Source organism: Litorimonas haliclonae (assembly GCF_965138505.1).
Taxonomy (GTDB): Bacteria; Pseudomonadota; Alphaproteobacteria; order Caulobacterales; family Maricaulaceae; genus Litorimonas; species Litorimonas haliclonae.
The window spans coordinates 278,106-293,221 of record NZ_CBCSCO010000002.1; the positions used below are offsets into that span (position 1 = coordinate 278,106).

Annotated in this window: 17 protein-coding genes and 1 tRNA gene; 8 read left to right on the plus strand and 10 right to left on the minus strand. The window is 51.3% G+C overall.

Features of this window, described 5'->3' with window-relative positions; translation table 11 throughout:
• Window positions 1-56 precede the first annotated feature (56 nt).
• Together ACNA05_RS05455 and ACNA05_RS05460 are read right to left on the minus strand one after the other, a co-directional pair.
• On the minus strand, window positions 57-482 hold the full coding sequence (locus tag ACNA05_RS05455) for a hypothetical protein (protein WP_415810394.1): 426 nt from the start codon (window positions 480-482) through the stop codon (window positions 57-59).
• 147 nt (window positions 483-629) lie between these two features.
• Window positions 630-1,913, minus strand: a complete 1,284-nt coding sequence (locus tag ACNA05_RS05460; protein WP_415810395.1) for a lytic murein transglycosylase — start codon at window positions 1,911-1,913, stop codon at window positions 630-632.
• Window positions 1,914-2,120: 207 nt separating this feature from the next.
• Between ACNA05_RS05460 and ykgO the strand changes: the two genes are divergently transcribed.
• Together ykgO and ACNA05_RS05470 are read left to right on the plus strand one after the other, a co-directional pair.
• Window positions 2,121-2,246: a type B 50S ribosomal protein L36 gene (gene ykgO, locus ACNA05_RS05465; protein WP_415810396.1), complete on the plus strand. Its 126-nt coding sequence runs from the start codon at window positions 2,121-2,123 to the stop codon at window positions 2,244-2,246.
• Between the two features lie 77 nt (window positions 2,247-2,323).
• Complete coding sequence (locus tag ACNA05_RS05470) at window positions 2,324-3,100, plus strand: tetratricopeptide repeat protein (protein ID WP_415810397.1); 777 nt, start codon at window positions 2,324-2,326, stop codon at window positions 3,098-3,100.
• Here the strand turns inward: ACNA05_RS05470 and ACNA05_RS05475 are convergent.
• Genes ACNA05_RS05475 through ACNA05_RS05505 form a run of 7 tightly spaced genes read right to left on the minus strand, consistent with a single transcriptional unit; the run spans window position 3,097 to window position 9,561 of the window.
• Window positions 3,097-3,339, minus strand: a complete 243-nt coding sequence (locus ACNA05_RS05475) for a GIY-YIG nuclease family protein (protein ID WP_415810398.1) — start codon at window positions 3,337-3,339, stop codon at window positions 3,097-3,099. The genes ACNA05_RS05470 and ACNA05_RS05475 overlap by 4 nt on opposite strands.
• Window positions 3,340-4,323 carry a M28 family peptidase gene (locus ACNA05_RS05480; RefSeq protein WP_415810399.1) on the minus strand — a complete coding sequence of 328 codons (984 nt, stop codon included), beginning with the start codon at window positions 4,321-4,323 and terminating at the stop codon, window positions 3,340-3,342.
• 10 nt (window positions 4,324-4,333) lie between these two features.
• The gene (locus ACNA05_RS05485; RefSeq protein ID WP_415810401.1) at window positions 4,334-5,494 is read right to left on the minus strand and encodes a dipeptidase; all 1,161 of its coding nucleotides are present in this window, start codon (window positions 5,492-5,494) and stop codon (window positions 4,334-4,336) included.
• Window positions 5,494-6,543 (minus strand): Rieske 2Fe-2S domain-containing protein, encoded by a 1,050-nt coding sequence (locus ACNA05_RS05490; protein ID WP_415810402.1) that lies wholly within the window; start codon window positions 6,541-6,543, stop codon window positions 5,494-5,496. The genes ACNA05_RS05485 and ACNA05_RS05490 overlap by 1 nt, the downstream gene beginning before the upstream one ends.
• A gap of 7 nt (window positions 6,544-6,550) precedes the next feature.
• A complete protein-coding gene (locus ACNA05_RS05495; protein WP_415810403.1) occupies window positions 6,551-7,174 on the minus strand; it encodes a trimeric intracellular cation channel family protein in 624 nt (207 codons plus the stop codon).
• A complete protein-coding gene (gene gluQRS, locus ACNA05_RS05500; protein ID WP_415810404.1) occupies window positions 7,171-8,013 on the minus strand; it encodes a tRNA glutamyl-Q(34) synthetase GluQRS in 843 nt (280 codons plus the stop codon). Before gluQRS ends, ACNA05_RS05495 begins: the two co-directional genes overlap by 4 nt.
• 6 nt (window positions 8,014-8,019) lie before the next feature.
• Window positions 8,020-9,561 carry a helicase HerA-like domain-containing protein gene (locus ACNA05_RS05505; RefSeq protein ID WP_415810405.1) on the minus strand — a complete coding sequence of 514 codons (1,542 nt, stop codon included), beginning with the start codon at window positions 9,559-9,561 and terminating at the stop codon, window positions 8,020-8,022.
• 116 nt (window positions 9,562-9,677) lie between these two features.
• Between ACNA05_RS05505 and ACNA05_RS05510 the strand changes: the two genes are divergently transcribed.
• The 3 genes from ACNA05_RS05510 to ACNA05_RS05520 all read left to right on the plus strand — a co-directional run bounded on the left by ACNA05_RS05510 (window position 9,678) and on the right by ACNA05_RS05520 (window position 12,357).
• A complete protein-coding gene (locus tag ACNA05_RS05510) occupies window positions 9,678-10,781 on the plus strand; it encodes an AI-2E family transporter (RefSeq protein WP_415810406.1) in 1,104 nt (367 codons plus the stop codon).
• A 95-nt stretch (window positions 10,782-10,876) separates the two neighbouring features.
• The gene (locus ACNA05_RS05515; RefSeq protein ID WP_415810407.1) at window positions 10,877-11,623 is read left to right on the plus strand and encodes a DUF1223 domain-containing protein; all 747 of its coding nucleotides are present in this window, start codon (window positions 10,877-10,879) and stop codon (window positions 11,621-11,623) included.
• A 368-nt stretch (window positions 11,624-11,991) separates the two neighbouring features.
• Window positions 11,992-12,357: a DUF2794 domain-containing protein gene (locus ACNA05_RS05520; protein ID WP_415810408.1), complete on the plus strand. Its 366-nt coding sequence runs from the start codon at window positions 11,992-11,994 to the stop codon at window positions 12,355-12,357.
• A gap of 68 nt (window positions 12,358-12,425) precedes the next feature.
• Here ACNA05_RS05520 and ACNA05_RS05525 read toward each other — a convergent pair whose 3' ends face one another.
• Window positions 12,426-13,154, minus strand: a complete 729-nt coding sequence (locus ACNA05_RS05525) for a Bax inhibitor-1/YccA family protein (protein WP_415810409.1) — start codon at window positions 13,152-13,154, stop codon at window positions 12,426-12,428.
• A gap of 138 nt (window positions 13,155-13,292) precedes the next feature.
• On the opposite strand from ACNA05_RS05525, the gene ACNA05_RS05530 reads away from it, so the two are divergent.
• The 3 genes from ACNA05_RS05530 to ACNA05_RS05540 all read left to right on the plus strand — a co-directional run bounded on the left by ACNA05_RS05530 (window position 13,293) and on the right by ACNA05_RS05540 (window position 15,047).
• A complete protein-coding gene (locus ACNA05_RS05530; protein ID WP_415810410.1) occupies window positions 13,293-14,333 on the plus strand; it encodes an aldo/keto reductase in 1,041 nt (346 codons plus the stop codon).
• A 14-nt stretch (window positions 14,334-14,347) separates the two neighbouring features.
• Window positions 14,348-14,887, plus strand: a complete 540-nt coding sequence (thpR, locus tag ACNA05_RS05535) for an RNA 2',3'-cyclic phosphodiesterase (protein ID WP_415810411.1) — start codon at window positions 14,348-14,350, stop codon at window positions 14,885-14,887.
• A 73-nt stretch (window positions 14,888-14,960) separates the two neighbouring features.
• Window positions 14,961-15,047, plus strand: a tRNA-Leu gene (locus ACNA05_RS05540).
• The last annotated feature ends 69 nt before the right edge of the window (window positions 15,048-15,116 follow it).

The following is a 15,116-nucleotide window of genomic DNA, read 5'->3' on the forward strand; positions in this document are numbered from 1 at the left end:
TAAAAAACCCCGCCCTGAGAACAGGACGGGGTGATTATTTTTATAATCTGACGAAATTAGTTGTCAGTTTCATCAGCCATATCATCGGCCATATCTTCTGTATCGTCGACCATTTCGGCTCCAGCGTTTTTCATCGCTTCCGCTTTATCTTGAGCGTTTTGAACAGCAGCTTTACCTGCTTCTTTCAAATCCATGGCTTCTTTTTTTGCTGCTGCCATCATGGCTTCAGCTTCTTCTTCAGTGATATCGCCGGCTTCTTTTAGACGCTCGATATTACGGGCTGTGGCTTCTTTAACCGTTTCGCCTGCGCCTTCGAGGCGGTCGGCTTGTTCCTGAGCGGAATTAACCAGAGCTTCGCCTTGCTCATTAAGCTCGTTTGCTGTTTCTTCAGCGGCTTGTTGAGCTTCACTCGCAGCAGATTCTACACTTGCTTCGATTTCTTCGGCTGTGTTTTCGGCGTCTGTACCGGAGCAGGCGGCCATTAAGGCGGCGGCACTGACGGCAAGGATTGTTTTATAAGTAAAGTGCTTAAAGGTGTCTCTCCAAATCTTGTTACCTGTTACGATAACAGGCCATAACTGCTTAATAAGTCAAGAGATTTGTTAAAGCTCTTTAATATTTAAGCGAAATTATGAGGTCATAAGTCTTTTGAAGAGATTTTGTTCCATATATCCATCAGCTGGAAGCCCATTATTTTTTTGCCATGCGCGAATTGCCTTCCGCGTATTGGGGCCGATTTGACCGTCGATACCTTTAGTGTCGAAACCAAGTTGGGTAAGTTTGACCTGCATGTCCTGCTTATCTTCAAAGGAAAGGGCTTGATCCTCGCGGGGCCAGTCCGTGTGAAGTGTCTGAACGCCGCGTAGGGCGTCGCCTAATACGGTTATCCCCATGGCGTAACTGGTGGAGTTATTATACTTTTTGATGACGTAAAAGTTTTTGAACGTCAGGAGAATGGGGCCTCTATGTCCCGCAGGCGCGATCATTTCCGCGTTCAAACGGCCCTGATCTGCTTTCCAGCGCTCCCCGGTTACAGGGCGAACACCCAAAGCGGCCCATTCATCCACAGTCTTCGTCGCCGTTTCCGAAAGAGAATAATCAAACCCGGACGGGACGGCCACTTCAATCATGACGGGTTCACCTTTGCGCCAGCCATGCCGGCCAAGATAATGCGCGGCGCTGCCGAGAGCGTCATAAGCATTATCCCAAAGATCCTTATTGCCGTCTGAGTTAAAGTCGACAGCATAATCCCGGAATGTCGTCGGAATGAATTGCGTCATCCCCATGGCTCCTGCCCAAGACCCTGTCAGCTGCTCAGCTTTCACCTGATTAGCAGCCAGCATATCCAAAATTGCGAAAAGTTGCTGTTCGCCAAAATCGGTGCGCCGCCCCTCAAAGGCAAAGGTAGATAAGGCGCTGACGACGTCATGATTTCCCATGATACGGCCATAGGCCGTTTCCAGCCCCCAAATTGCCGTCAGAATATGACGCGGAACGGGGTAACGGGCTTCAATGGCATTGAAGACGTCCTCATTTTCAATGAGTTTGCTCGTTCCGGTATTCAAACGGTCAGCAGACACGGCATTGTCGACATATGACCATACAGGTTTCGTAAATTCCGGTTGGTCACTGTCACGCTCGAGCGCCAGCTCATTAATCACAGCGGGCTGTATGACCGACGTGACCAGAGCACGGTCATACCCTTTGGACGTTGCGCGGTTGATAAAATCCGCTTTCCAGCTCTCAAACCGTTTTTGCTGGGCCTCTTCTTCTATCAGAGCAGCCTCTGCCTCAGTTATTGGAGCCTGTACGGGTTGGGCGCCGCGTAGCTGCGCTTCAGCTGTAGGGGTGTTGGCACACCCCTGAAGTGCGGTGAGAGCCAGAACAAGGAGGGTGTAGCGGTGATGTTTCATAACAGTAGCTCTAGCAAAGGCCAGTGAGTCCGACTAGTAGATTTACATCACAAGCTGCACAGGGTTATTAACGTCCAAATTTACCTGAACAGACGTGAATAATACAGTTTTGCGCGTTGACTTGCTTCGCTGTCCTGCCTATATGCCCCGTTCGAGATAAACCCAGCCGCCTATGCGGTTGATCACACTTATTGGAAAGTCAGACAGATGAAAGTCCGTAGTTCGCTGAAATCCCTGAGAAACCGTCACCGCGACTGCCAAATCGTCCGTCGCAAGGGCCGTCTCTACGTTATCAATAAAACCAACCCGCGTTTTAAAGCGCGCCAAGGTTAAACTCTATTTATAATGCGCCTTCTGGCGTATGAACCTGTTCAACGCCTCTTGCCAGTCCTGGTGGGAGGCGTCAGTGTATGTGGGTGTTGAAACTCTACCGTCATAGTCTTTTTCTCGCGCTTTTTGCGTTGATTTTCTCTGCCTATGTGGCCGCGCCCGTCTCGGCCCAGACTGCGCCGCCCAAAGACCGCACACAGCTCCCTCCGCCCGATCCAATTCTGCCAGATGAAGAACGTCCAGAAACGCCTGACCCTGATAGTCTCCCTGAAGATCTGCCGGACGACACAACTGATGACGATGGGGTCTCGGATTTCATCGCGCCCGATATCTTAAAGCAACCGGATTATTCCAGAATGTCATCGGAAGCTGAGAGGCGGGCCCGGCTGGATAAGTTGTTTGTGCGTTTGGCCAATGCGGCCAATGAAGACCAAGGCGAATTGATCGCCGAGGAAATATGGGCGCTCTGGCTTGATAGCGGCTCGGCCTCTGTAAATTTCGTGCTGCGGCGCGGCGCTGCGGCGCAAACAAATGGTGATATGAAACTGGCGCGCGCCATGTATGACCATACGCTTGACCTAATGCCGGACTATGCCGAGGGCTGGGCCCGATCTTCGAGGCTTGCCTTGGAGGAGAAAAACCTATCCCGCGCCCTGACCGAGGCTGCACATGCGTTAACATTGGAGCCCCGCCATTTCTACGCGCTCTGGACAATGGGCAATGTATTCGAGCAGCTTGGCCGGAATGAAGAGGCCTTGGAAGCCTACCGCGAGGCCAATAAACTACATCCGAAGTTAAAATCGGTTGAAGACAGGGTCAACGCCTTGCGGAGTTCTCTCGAGGGCGACGTGCTTTAAGAGGCTATCAGGGCAAGCTTCTCAGCTCGGCTCAATTGTTTAATCGCATATTCTCGTTTACTTGCTGCGCTCCGGTTTTCCGCTTCTTCGCTGTAAGTCAGTTTAACGGGCAATCGCCTCGCCGTATATTTCGCCCCTTTGCCGGAATTGTGAACAGCCACACGTTTTTCCAAATCTCTGGCAATCCCTGTATAAAGCGTGCCGTCCCCGCAGCGTAGAATATAGACGTGCCAGTCCATTTATTCGGAATCGGTTTGCGAAGACTGTTCGCTCGTTTCCAGAGCCGCGGGTTTGGCCACGGTGTCAAGATACGTGTCCAGAATATGCGCCGCATTCACAATTGTCTGAACCGAAGATTTATAAAATTCCTGCGGGATAGTGTCGAAAGTGTCGCTGGCCCCATGATAATTTGGATGGTCTTCTACCCCCAAATAGCCAAATGGAATACCAACCGCATGAAAGGCGGCGTGATCGGATTGATGGGTCCAATCATCCGGACCGTCTTCAGGGCGATCATGACCAAATGAAAGAGTCAGCCCTGTCCCCTTGGCCGCCTTTTCCATCAACGTTTTTAATATAGGATAATGATGAGCGCCGGAAAAATAGAGCTCTCTCTCATTCTGGCTGACCATATCGAGATTGAGGTTAAAAACGGGCCGGCCCTGAACCAATGGATCGCCTGCCACAAAGGCTCTGGCCCCGGACAGACCGCGTTCCTCGGCGTCGAGCCAGACGAGCGCAACGTCATGTTTAGGCGGGCGTTCGGCGAAACTTTCAGCGATAGCAAAAAGCGCGGCGCTGCCAGAGGCATTGTCATCCGCGCCGTTATAAATCACGCCGCCATCACGAATGCCCAGATGGTCATAATGGGCCGTGACAATTAAAATCGGAGTTTTGTCGGCATCTTCGGCGTCTATAACGCCGATGAGGTTTGTGCCTTCCAGTTCAATTGTCGGCCCGTCATCTCGACTAGGTGGAGAGAAGGCAAAAACCTGTGCCCGAGTTTCGTCAAAAACGCCGAGGGCTTTCATTTCCTGTTTCAAATACTCCCGAGCTCTCTCGCCGCCCGCTGTGCCCGTTGCCCGGCCCTGCATGGCGTCAGAGGCGAGGGTTTCAAACACGCGCAGCGGCGTCTCCATTTTAGCTTCGGGGGCAGGCGGGGCGCATCCAACTAAGAGCGCCGAGCCTAAGAGCAAAGTTGGAAATAAAGTCTTTTTCATCATTGAGCGGGTCTTAATCCGGGAGATTGATTTTGAAAAATTGACGGGCGTTTTCTCCCATCACCTTTCGTAAAGTCGGCTCGTTCATGCCTTGCGCGAGGAGCTCACTTGTCAGCGCGGCTAGCTCAGACGTGTCAAACGCCGTTTCGACAGTGCCGTCGAAATCAGAACCCAGCGCGACGGCGTCTTCGCCGAGCAGGTCGACGGCATGGATGATTGCGGCGGCGACGCCTTTGGGGGTGATGTCGCAGATAACCCCTTCGAAATAACCAATGCCAATAATCCCGCCACGCGCAACAATTTCCTTTAAAACCTCATCGGGCAGATTTCGGTTGGCCGTCTTCGGGCAATGGCTGATGGTTCCGCCGTGAGATATGAAGAGAGGACGCTCCGTAATGGCGAGCGTGTCCCTAACCGAGGCGACGGAAGAATGGGCCACATCAATAATAATGCCTTGGCGTTCCATTTCTCGGACAGCCTCTTTCCCGAATTCTGTTAGTCCCGCCTGACTCTGGCCGTGCATGGAGCCGCCAAGTTCATTATCGAAAAAATGCTGAAGTCCCATCGCGCGGTAGCCTTCTGCATAGAGGCGGGCAATGTTTTCTATCTTGCCTTCGAGGGGATGGGCCCCTTCTGTTAGTAGGAGCCCGACGAGAATATCGCTCGGTTGGTCCATATCGGATTTAGTCTTAGCAATGACGAGTTTGTTTTCGTCTTTTTCCGCGAGCTTATGCAGACGTCGCGCCTGAAACGCGGCGCGTTCGTAAATTGAATCCCATGTTCTCAGTGGCCAGAGCTGCGCTTTAGCGAGCATGGCAATGTCGTCAGGTGCATCGGCGGAGTTCTCATCAAAGTTTAATCCTCGCGGCGATTTGGTGACAGCGGAAAACACCTGAAAGTCCACTCCGCCCTCCTCAAGTCGAGGGAGGTCTACCTGTCCACGGTCATGGCGTTTTTCAGGATTACGGCGCCAGAGCAGTGTGTCGGCGTGAAGATCGGCAATGTCGAGTGTCGGGTGAATCGCCTTAGCCTCAGCAGAGATCGTATAGGGGTCATGCGGAGTGACTTTGTTCATATCCGCGTCAACGCCGGGCACAAGAAAGGCAAAGACGTATATGCCGCCTGCCATCAATAAGAGCGCGATCAGAACCAGAACAATTTTCATCGCTTTCATCAACTTCTCCATCGCAGGGTTTTGGCTTTCACTGGATTGACGAAAGCCGACCCAGTTTTACGAGATTTTGCCCAAGCTTTTTTAAGCGCGAAATACCACTTCGCTTGTGTATCGGAATCCTCGACCAGCAAGAGGGTTGGATCGTGAGCGAGACCCATTTGCTGAAGGTCGACCATGTCGGCGTCCTGACGGAGGAAAGCTCTCGCGCCAATTCGAATGAGCGGTGAGAGCGCTTTAAACAGGCCGTGATCGGTAAAAAATATCTGCCGGATTTGTGTGCGGCTTTCATCCAGAGGCGTGACAGCGGTGAAAGACAAAACTGTTTTTTTTCCAACTTTAATTTCCTCTGTCCTGATACCAGGCAGGCGGAAATTAATTTCTGTCACGGGTTTTCCGCCGAGCAGTTTATAGGCGAAGCTATTGGACGAGGGACTATGGGCCACCATGGAAAATCCGCGTTCGACAGGTGCAAAGTCTTTGGCTTTTTCATGCATGGAATGTTCAGATCTCCACCACCATTGCCGGTGAACATAGGGGCCGTGGGCCGGATCCATCAGGCCGATGACCGCATGATCGACGTGGCAGTTCAGTGTCAAGGAATCGTCAAGGGTCGCCTTGCGGTCGGCGAAGGCAAAACGCGGGGGATCAATACATGGAGTGCCCGCGAAACGTTTATCTGACGAAATGAATATCCAGAGGAGCGCCCCGTCTTCCCGCACCGGGAAGGTGCGGACTTTTATCTTTTCGGTTTCCATGTCCTGCCCATCGCACAGGGCAGGTATCTCTTTGCAGGCACCGTCCTCAATGCCGAACCGCCAGCCATGGTATGGGCATTCGACCGTTCCGGATTTGAGGCAGCCAGAGGACAGCGGCGCGGCGCGGTGCGGGCAAATATCGCGCAGGGCAAAAACTTTGCCGTTTTCATCGCGGCCCAGAGTTACTGGCTCTCCGGCAATTTCGCGGCGCACCATTTTTCCGCGCTTCACATCCGAAGACAGTCCGGCAAAATACCAGATATCAAAAACAAAATTGGTCGTGGAGGCCGCCATGGGTCGTCTATATCGCCCCTTCATCGCCCTTACTAGCGGGGAGATTGAGTTTATAAATAATCGTCACCGCGCGAAGGAGGAAGACAAGAGACGCGCCAGCCGTTAGGGAAATAGGTTCTGAATAACCATATTGTCGCGTGACGAAATAAACAGCTGCCCCCAGAAAGGCAGCCGTGGCGTAAATGTCGGCTTTCAGGAGCATGGGCGTTTCGTTGCAGACAACATCGCGCAATAGCCCGCCTGCTGTCGCCGTAATTGTTCCCATAATGGTGCAGATAACAAAACCATATCCAAGCGAGGCGGCCTTAGAGGCGCCGACGACAGCGAAAAGCGCCAGCCCGGCAGAGTCGAGCCATCGCAGGCTTTTGAACTTTGTCCAGAAACGCGGCGCCAGGAACGCGGCGACCCCGGCGCTTGAGGCGATTAATAGGCTAACTTGATCGGAGAGCCAGAAGACGGGTTCACCCAGTAGGACGTCCCGCAACGTCCCGCCGCCAATAGCCGGCAGAAGCGAGATAACAACAACCCCGAAAATATCCATGCGCTGACGCACCGCCATAAGGCCGCCGGACACAGCAAAAACAAAAACGCCGATCCAGTCATAAATATCAATAAAGAGTTCGGGACTCATATTGAGTAAGCTCTCGTCATATCCCAAATATCCTCTGGCGTTTGCCCTGCCTCTCGTAAGCTTTGTAGCGCGGTATCGAGATTGCGCTTGGATAATTTCTCGCCTGCCTCATTCATCATTAGTCCATGATGATAATATATCGGTGTGGGCCAGCCCATAAGCGCCTGTATTAAAACCTGCAAGGGCGTTTCGTGAAAGAGGTCTGCCCCGCGGACGACATAGGAAATTTCCTGCTTCCAGTCATCATGCGGTCCTGCGATCATATAACTGCAGCCTATGTCCTTGCGCGCGATAACAGGATCAAGGTCGTTTTGATCGAAAAACTCACGGGCATCGTGAACGCCTTTATGAATAGGCCCGATATCTTCAAAGCTTAGAGGGCCGATAGTCTGCAGAGCCTTTGGCAGGTTGAGGCGGATGGCGACGGGGAGGGTCGGGCAGTCTTGATGAGATGACTTTAAGAGCTGTGCCTTTAATGCAGAGGCGTCAATATCTTTCATATTACCGGGATGAGGTCGTTTTCCTTCTTTGATATCTTTTCGCGTCAATTCACACGGATATACCAGTCCGCGATCAATCAATTCCGAGACAGGTTTTGCGTAATCCGGATAGTATTGGCTTTGCACTCTGACCGGAAGCGGCCAATCAAAGCCAAGCCAATCTAAATCTGCGTAGAGGCTTTTGGTGAACGCTTCTTTGCAGCGCGTATGATCCGTATCTTCTATCCTCAAAAGACATTGACCGCCCTTCGCTTGCGCAAAATCAAACGCTTCTTTCGCCGCCAGGGCGTGGCCGATGTGGAGAAATCCAGTCGGGGAGGGGGCAAACCGGGTTCGCATGCCGATTTATTTCCGCATGAATCCGCCGAGAATTCCTCTTATAATGCGTCGGCTTTCAGTTCTCATAAGCTGGCGCCCAACCAACTTAATTTCATGCAGAATATGATCTGAAGCCGTTTTCTTTCTTCGGCTGGAGGATCTGCGAGATGTTGTTTTCTTACGGGCTGCTTTTTCCTTAGCCTTTTGCGCGTCTGCTTCCGCTTTAGCCGCGGCCTTTTCCATCGCTTCCGCTCTTTTTGCGAGCACTTCATAGGCGCTCTCACGGTCAACCGACTTGTCGTAAGCTTCGCCCACAGGGCTGTTCGCGATTATGGCTTTGCGTTCGGGCCGTGTGGCGGGGCCAAGCCGGGAGGCAGGCGGTCTGATGAGAGTGCGTCCGACAATGCCGGGGACGCCGTCTTCGTCGAGCAGACTCACAAGCGCTTCGCCAACGCCTAAATCCGTAATAACTTCTTCTGTGTCAAAAGCCGGATTTTCCCGAAAAGAGCTGGCCGCTGCGCGAACGGCGCGCTGTTCTTTGGGCGTGTAAGCCCTGAGGGCATGCTGAATACGGTTGCCGAGCTGGCCTAAAACGCTGTCAGGAATATCCATTGGGTTTTGAGTGACGAAAAAGACGCCGACCCCTTTAGAGCGGATGAGGCGGGCAACCTGCTCGATTTTATCGATAAGGGCATCCGGAGCATCGTCGAAAAGCAGGTGCGCTTCATCGAAAAAGAACACCATTTTGGGTTTGTCCGGATTGCCGACTTCTGGAAGCTCTTCGAATAATTCGGAGAGCAGCCAGAGGAGGAAGGTTGCATAAAGCGACGGAGAATTAATTAATTTATCGGCTGCCAATATGGAGACGACGCCTTTCCCGTCTTCATTTACCCGCATTAAATCTTCAAGCTTAAGAGCTGGCTCTCCAAAAAACTGTTCCGCTCCGGCTCGCTCCAATCTTAAGAGGCTACGCTGTATGGCGGCTACGGACTGACTTGTGACATTGCCGTATTCGCGGCTGATTTCAGCTTTGTTATCGGACAGGAAATTCAATAAGGCGCGAAGGTCTTTTAAATCGAGCAGGAACATGCCTTCGTCATCGGCTAATTCAAAGGCAATGGTCAAAATGCCTTCTTGAGTTTCGTTTAATTCCATAAGGCGCGCCAGAAGGGTCGGCCCCATTTCTGAGATTGTCGTTCGAACCGGATGGCCTTGCTTGCCGTAAAGGTCCCAGAAAAGCGTCGGCATCGCTTCATAGCCATATCCCTTTTGCAGCATCCCTTCATAGTCATTTCCTATGAGACCAATTTTTCGCGCGCGGGAGAGCAGTTTTTCGTGAAGCTTGTGTTTTTCTGATCCGGCCTGAGAAATGCCCGAGAGATCCCCTTTCACATCAGCTGCGAAGACGGGCACGCCGGCCTTGGAAAAGCCTTCAGTCAAAATCTGAAGGGTGACGGTTTTGCCGGTGCCGGTTGCCCCCGCAATCAACCCGTGCCGATTTGCCATTTTCAATAAAAGGTTTTGTTTGACGTCTTCGGTATCAGTGCCGACAAAGATATGGTCTGTCATGAAAGCCTACTTTCGTTTTCCTTAAATTTGTTATGTAACAAGAGGCGGGAATGCAATATGAGTCTTTCTAAACGGGAAGAAATGCCCCGGAAAGACGCCCAATGGGAGAGACGTATATGGCTGATAATCAGGGGTATAATGGCGATCACACCATTCGGGCGAGTCTGCTGTTCATCGCTTTTATACTCGGGATTGCGCTGCTCTATGTCATTCGGGATATTATCACGCCTTTTGCCTTGGCAGTCTTTATCTGGCTGATTATTGACGCTTTTGCTCGCTGGATGCACCGCGTCTCTTCGAAAATACCTTATTGGTTAGCCCTAGCCGTGGCCGTCTTGACCGTTGTGGCCGCCTTTATAGGCATCGGCTTTATTATTGCCAATACGGCTTCGGATGTTGCCAAGCAGGCGCCCTTATATGAGAGCCGAATACAAGAGATTTTCGACTGGTTAGGGCATGTAACAGGACAAGAAAACATTAGCTTTTCCTCTCTGAATGAACGCTTTGAACTTAGTACAAAATTGCAGGCCGGCTTGGCGGGTTTCGCTGCCTCTATTCAAGGCGTTCTCGGTGATATTAGTTTTATTGCTATTTATGTGGCCTTTCTATTTGCTGCGCAGTCCAGTTTTCCGAAGAAAATGGATGACCTGTTTCCGGACAAATCCGACCGAAGCCGGGCGGCCAAAGTGGGTGAGCGAATTCGTCACTCAATCGAGAAATATCTGGGGGTTCAGACAATCATTAGTCTGATGCAGACGGTTGTGTCATATATCGGGATGACCGCATTGGGCCTGGATAATGCTCTGTTTTGGGCTCTGGTCATTTTCATCTTGAACTACATTCCCATCGTCGGCGGACTTGCAGCTGTTGCATTGCCAGTCATCTTTGCCGCCGTACAGTTTGACAGCGTCGGACGCATTGGCCTTCTGGCTGGTATTTTATTTGGCGCGCAATTTATTATCGGAAATACTATTCAGCCGAAAATGATGGGCGATAGTATGAACTTGTCTGCCTTGGTTGTCTTATTGTCTCTTACCCTCTGGGGCGCGCTTTGGGGCGGGGTCGGAGCGTTTTTGTCCGCGCCTTTGACGGTGATTATTATGATTGTTTTGGCCCAATTCCCGACGACACATTGGATTGCCGTTCTTCTCTCCGCCGATGGACAGCCGGATTTGGAGCCTGAGGAAAAAGCTCATAAGAATGCAAAACCCTCTTTATGAGGGAGGGCGCTATCAGAATTATCATCTGATAATTTCACGTAGCTGTGATGGGTCTGTCAATCGCGTGTAACGAAAAATGCATTATGTAAGGGATCATGAAAACATTTACTCTGATTGCGGCAACATCGTCTCTCGTTCTATTGTCCTTCGCAGGCATGGGAACAGCGCGGGGGCAAACAGCCTCTAATCTTCCTATGCTCACTAAGGCTGACACCGCTCAATCGACTCAGCCGGATTACGTGCTAGAGCTTTTTACCTCTCAAGGATGTTCGTCCTGTCCGCCAGCTAATAAATTTGCGTCAAACTTGGCCCAAAGCCGCGACGACGCGCTCGTCCTGTCATATGGTGTGACATATTGGGATTATCTGGGCTGGAAAGATACATTTGGCGACCCGGCCTTTACCCAACGCCAGCGTGATTATGGGAAAGCGCTGGGCGCCCAAAATGTCTATACGCCCCAAATGGTGATCAACGGCGCAGCGCATAGCCCGCGTTATTCCACATCCGATGTCACTTCTATGCCATTGCCCAAATCGCGGCCTCAGGCGAGTTTGTCTTTCCTCCCGGACGGAAAGCTTCAGCTTCAGGCCGATGTTCCGGCCGATTATAAATTATCGCTTATCCGCTACACGCCCGGTCTTCAGGAAGTCGCCGTCAAGCGCGGGGAAAATGGCGGGCGGACGTTGAAAGTTGAAAATGTCGTCGACGAAGTCAGAAGCCCTGACTGGAACGGGCAATCGCTCGTTCTGGACGCGCCGTTAGAAGCGGATCAGACCTATGCCGCCTTTTTTCATGAACCGGGTTCCGTCCAGATCGTGACAGCCACTGTTCTAAAGCCTTAAGGCATTCATAAACACAAAAACTCCCCCTCCAAAGAAAACGGATTTTCCGCCGGGCTGAAGAGCGAAAAATCCGTTTTCCAGTCTGCGTCCGAAGGGTCGGGTAGCAGGCCTTTGGAGTGGGAGTCTGAAATGTTGATTGGCGCTAGGCGAAAAAACCCGGGGGCTGGGGGGCTGTAAGAAAACCGCGTTTCCTCAAATATCGCCAATCAACACCCCCTTACTGACCCCTCTATTTGTTCGGATAGAGACGGAAATATGGCAAAATTAAGGCATTGTATTACGTTTCGGTCAAAGTGTTTAACGGGTCTTAACGATCTCTAAGGCGCTAAGGCCTTGCCGAAAAGCCCCCCCGCCAATAAATAAAGACTATGTCGAATATAATTCCTTTGTCTCCAAACTCGCCACAAAGCTCAAATAAGAAAACACCCAAACGGCCCTCTCAAGTCGCTTTTGACCGCCGTGAACTTGGTCTTATCCTGAACGTATACGGACAGATGGTCTCTAAAGGGGATTGGAAAGACTATGCGATGGATTTCCTTCGCGACAAGGCGGTGTTCTCCATTTACCGCAAAGCGACGGAACACGCGCTTTACCGGATCGAAAAAGTGCCGGAGCTAAAACAAAAGCAGGGCCAGTTTGCCGTCATCGCGCCGGGTGGGCTTATCCTGAAACGGGGCCATGATTTGGAAACTGTTTTACGGGTGTTTGACAAACAACGTTTTCGCACGGTCTAACTGTAAGTTAGGCAATAAAAAAAACCCGCTCAAAAAGCGGGTTTAGCTAATTTTAATGCGTTGAAAAACTATTCACGGCCAAACAGGTTCATCAGGATAGAGAACATGTTGATGAAGGCGAGAAGCAGAGATGCCGCTCCGAACGCACTTAGTTTTTTCATCATCGCTGGATTACCGACAGAACCGTAATAAATACGCTTCAGCGTCTGAGTTTCCCAAGCCGTAATTGCGGCAATGGCAGCCAAAGCGATAACGTTCATAACAATCGCAAACGTGCCTCCGCCCGTAATAGACAAAGCAGGGACAAACATGCCGACAAAGCCGATAATGATAAAGCCAAGGAAAGCCGCCGCGGCGTATTTGATAATGGCATTGAGATTAAATCCGGTGGTGTAACCGAACAGGCTCAAGGCACCAAACATCGCCACTGTCATGAAGAATATCTTCGCGACGATCATCGGGTTGTAAAGAGCGGCATAGGCTGACATTAAGACGCCCATAAAGGCGGCAAACCCAAAGAGGAAGGCGAGAACGCCGCCTAGGCTCATGGAAGGAAGTTTCCGTCCGACGGCGCCAAACCCAAAGACAATAATGAAGAATGAGGCAATCGCCACAACAGGATTGTAGACCAAGCCTAATAAATTCGGGTTGGCGATAATCGCCTGGCCAACGAAAAAGGCGACACCGGCGGTAACGGCCATAGCCATCGCCATGTAGCGGTAGGTGCCAAGCATGAAGCTACGTAAACCGACATCGGTTTCGGCTTCTGTCCTGACGGGGTTATTATACTCGTTCATAAAACGCTCCTTTAATCAACTCAGCCTATGGGGTCATAGGGTCATTGCGTTGAACTGTGGGGTATATATAGTCCATTTCTTTCAAGATACCAAGAGATAGCGCCGAATTGCGCGTTAAAAATTACAGGATTTACCGCTATGGAAAAACGCCGTTTAGGAAGAACAGATATTGATGTCACGTCTGTTTGTCTGGGCACTATGACCTGGGGAGAGCAAAATACCGAAGACGAAGCCCATACCCAACTCGACTACGCCATGGACCGGGGGATAAACTTTATCGATGCGGCAGAGATGTACCCTGTGCCGGGCCGCGCCGAAACACAAGGCCGGACAGAAACCTATATCGGGAACTGGATAGAGGCGCGGAAAAACCGCGACCAATATATTCTGGCCACTAAAGTCGTTGGACGCTCCGAAATGACGTGGACCCGCGATTCTGAAAATTTGACGCGCCAAACGCCAGCCCAAATTGACGAAGCCGTCGAGAAGTCGCTCAAGCGGCTCAAAACAGACTATATTGACTTGTACCAGCTTCACTGGCCGGATCGTCCTATCAACGGTTTTGGTTTTCACAGCTATGAGGACTATGCGACAGACGACATGGTCGCGTTTGAAGATATCCTAGGGGCGCTAAATCGCCATGTTGAAAAAGGAAATATTCGTCACATAGGCCTATCCAATGAATCGAGCTGGGCGACCATGAAGTTTTTGCAAGTCGCTGAGACAAATGGATGGCCGCGAATGGTTTCCAATCAATGTGTTTACAGTCTGGTCGCGCGACGTTTCGATTATGAGCGGGCGGAAATCGCCATGCGCGAGAAAGTCGGTCTATTGGCTTACTCACCTCTGGCGATGGGGATGCTAACGGGCAAGTATGACAGCGGACCGACACCGAAAGGCTCCCGCAAGGACCTCTTTCCGACATTTCTTGGACGTTATGACTTGGCGAAAGCCGCGATCGGCGATTGCAATGAAACCGCGAAGAAGCTCGACCTTACTCCAACACAATTTGCTTTGAAATTCGTTGAAAGCCGTCAGTTTGTGACCTCTAATATAATCGGAGCGACCACGATGGACCAGCTCGCCGAAAACATTGACGCTCATGAAATCGACTGGACCGAAGAAATGGAGAAAGAGGCCCATCGCATCCATCAATCATATCGCTCCCCGGTGGCTTAGTTAATTTTAGCAGAATGATACTCTTTGCCGCCATCAAGATGCAGCCGCGCACGATTGCGGCTCTCACCCATATCCAACGGGGTGTGTCGGGCGCGCGGTGGTCAGAGGCCGAAAAGCTTCATATCACGGTCGGTTATTTCGGCGAGGTGGATGATGACCACGCCGAAGAGCTTGACCACGAACTGGCCCGATTGCGGCTATCCTCCTTTGATTTGTCGTTGAAAGGCGTCAATCATTTCGGCAAAACCGAGCCTCACTCGCTTTGGGCCGGGGTTAGCCCGCATCCCTCTCTGACCCGCATTCATGATCACTGCCGCGTGGCGGCCCGGCGTGTGGGGATCCCTATGGAAAAGCGAAAATTCATCCCGCATGTGACCCTGGCTTACTTAAAAAAGGACGCCTCAATTGACCGTATTATCCGCTTTGAACAGCGCCTCGCCAATTTTGAGGCGGGGCCTTTCTTAGTCGATGAATTTTTGCTTTTTTCAAGCTGGAAAAAGGTGAGAGGGCCGAACGTTTACAGGATGGAAGCGAGCTATCCTCTCTTGGGATAAGAGGCTTTGTAAGCCGTCAAAAATGATTGACGACAAGAGGTCTCACCGCTAAATGCCCGCACCACAATGACGTGCCCTGGTGGCGGAATTGGTAGACGCGCTAGCTTCAGGTGCTAGTGTCCGTATGGACGTGGAAGTTCGAGTCTTCTCCAGGGCACCAAATCACTATTTCTTAACATCCGATAAAGTCCGATTTTCCTAGCAATGCCGTAGGTTATTGGCTATAGGT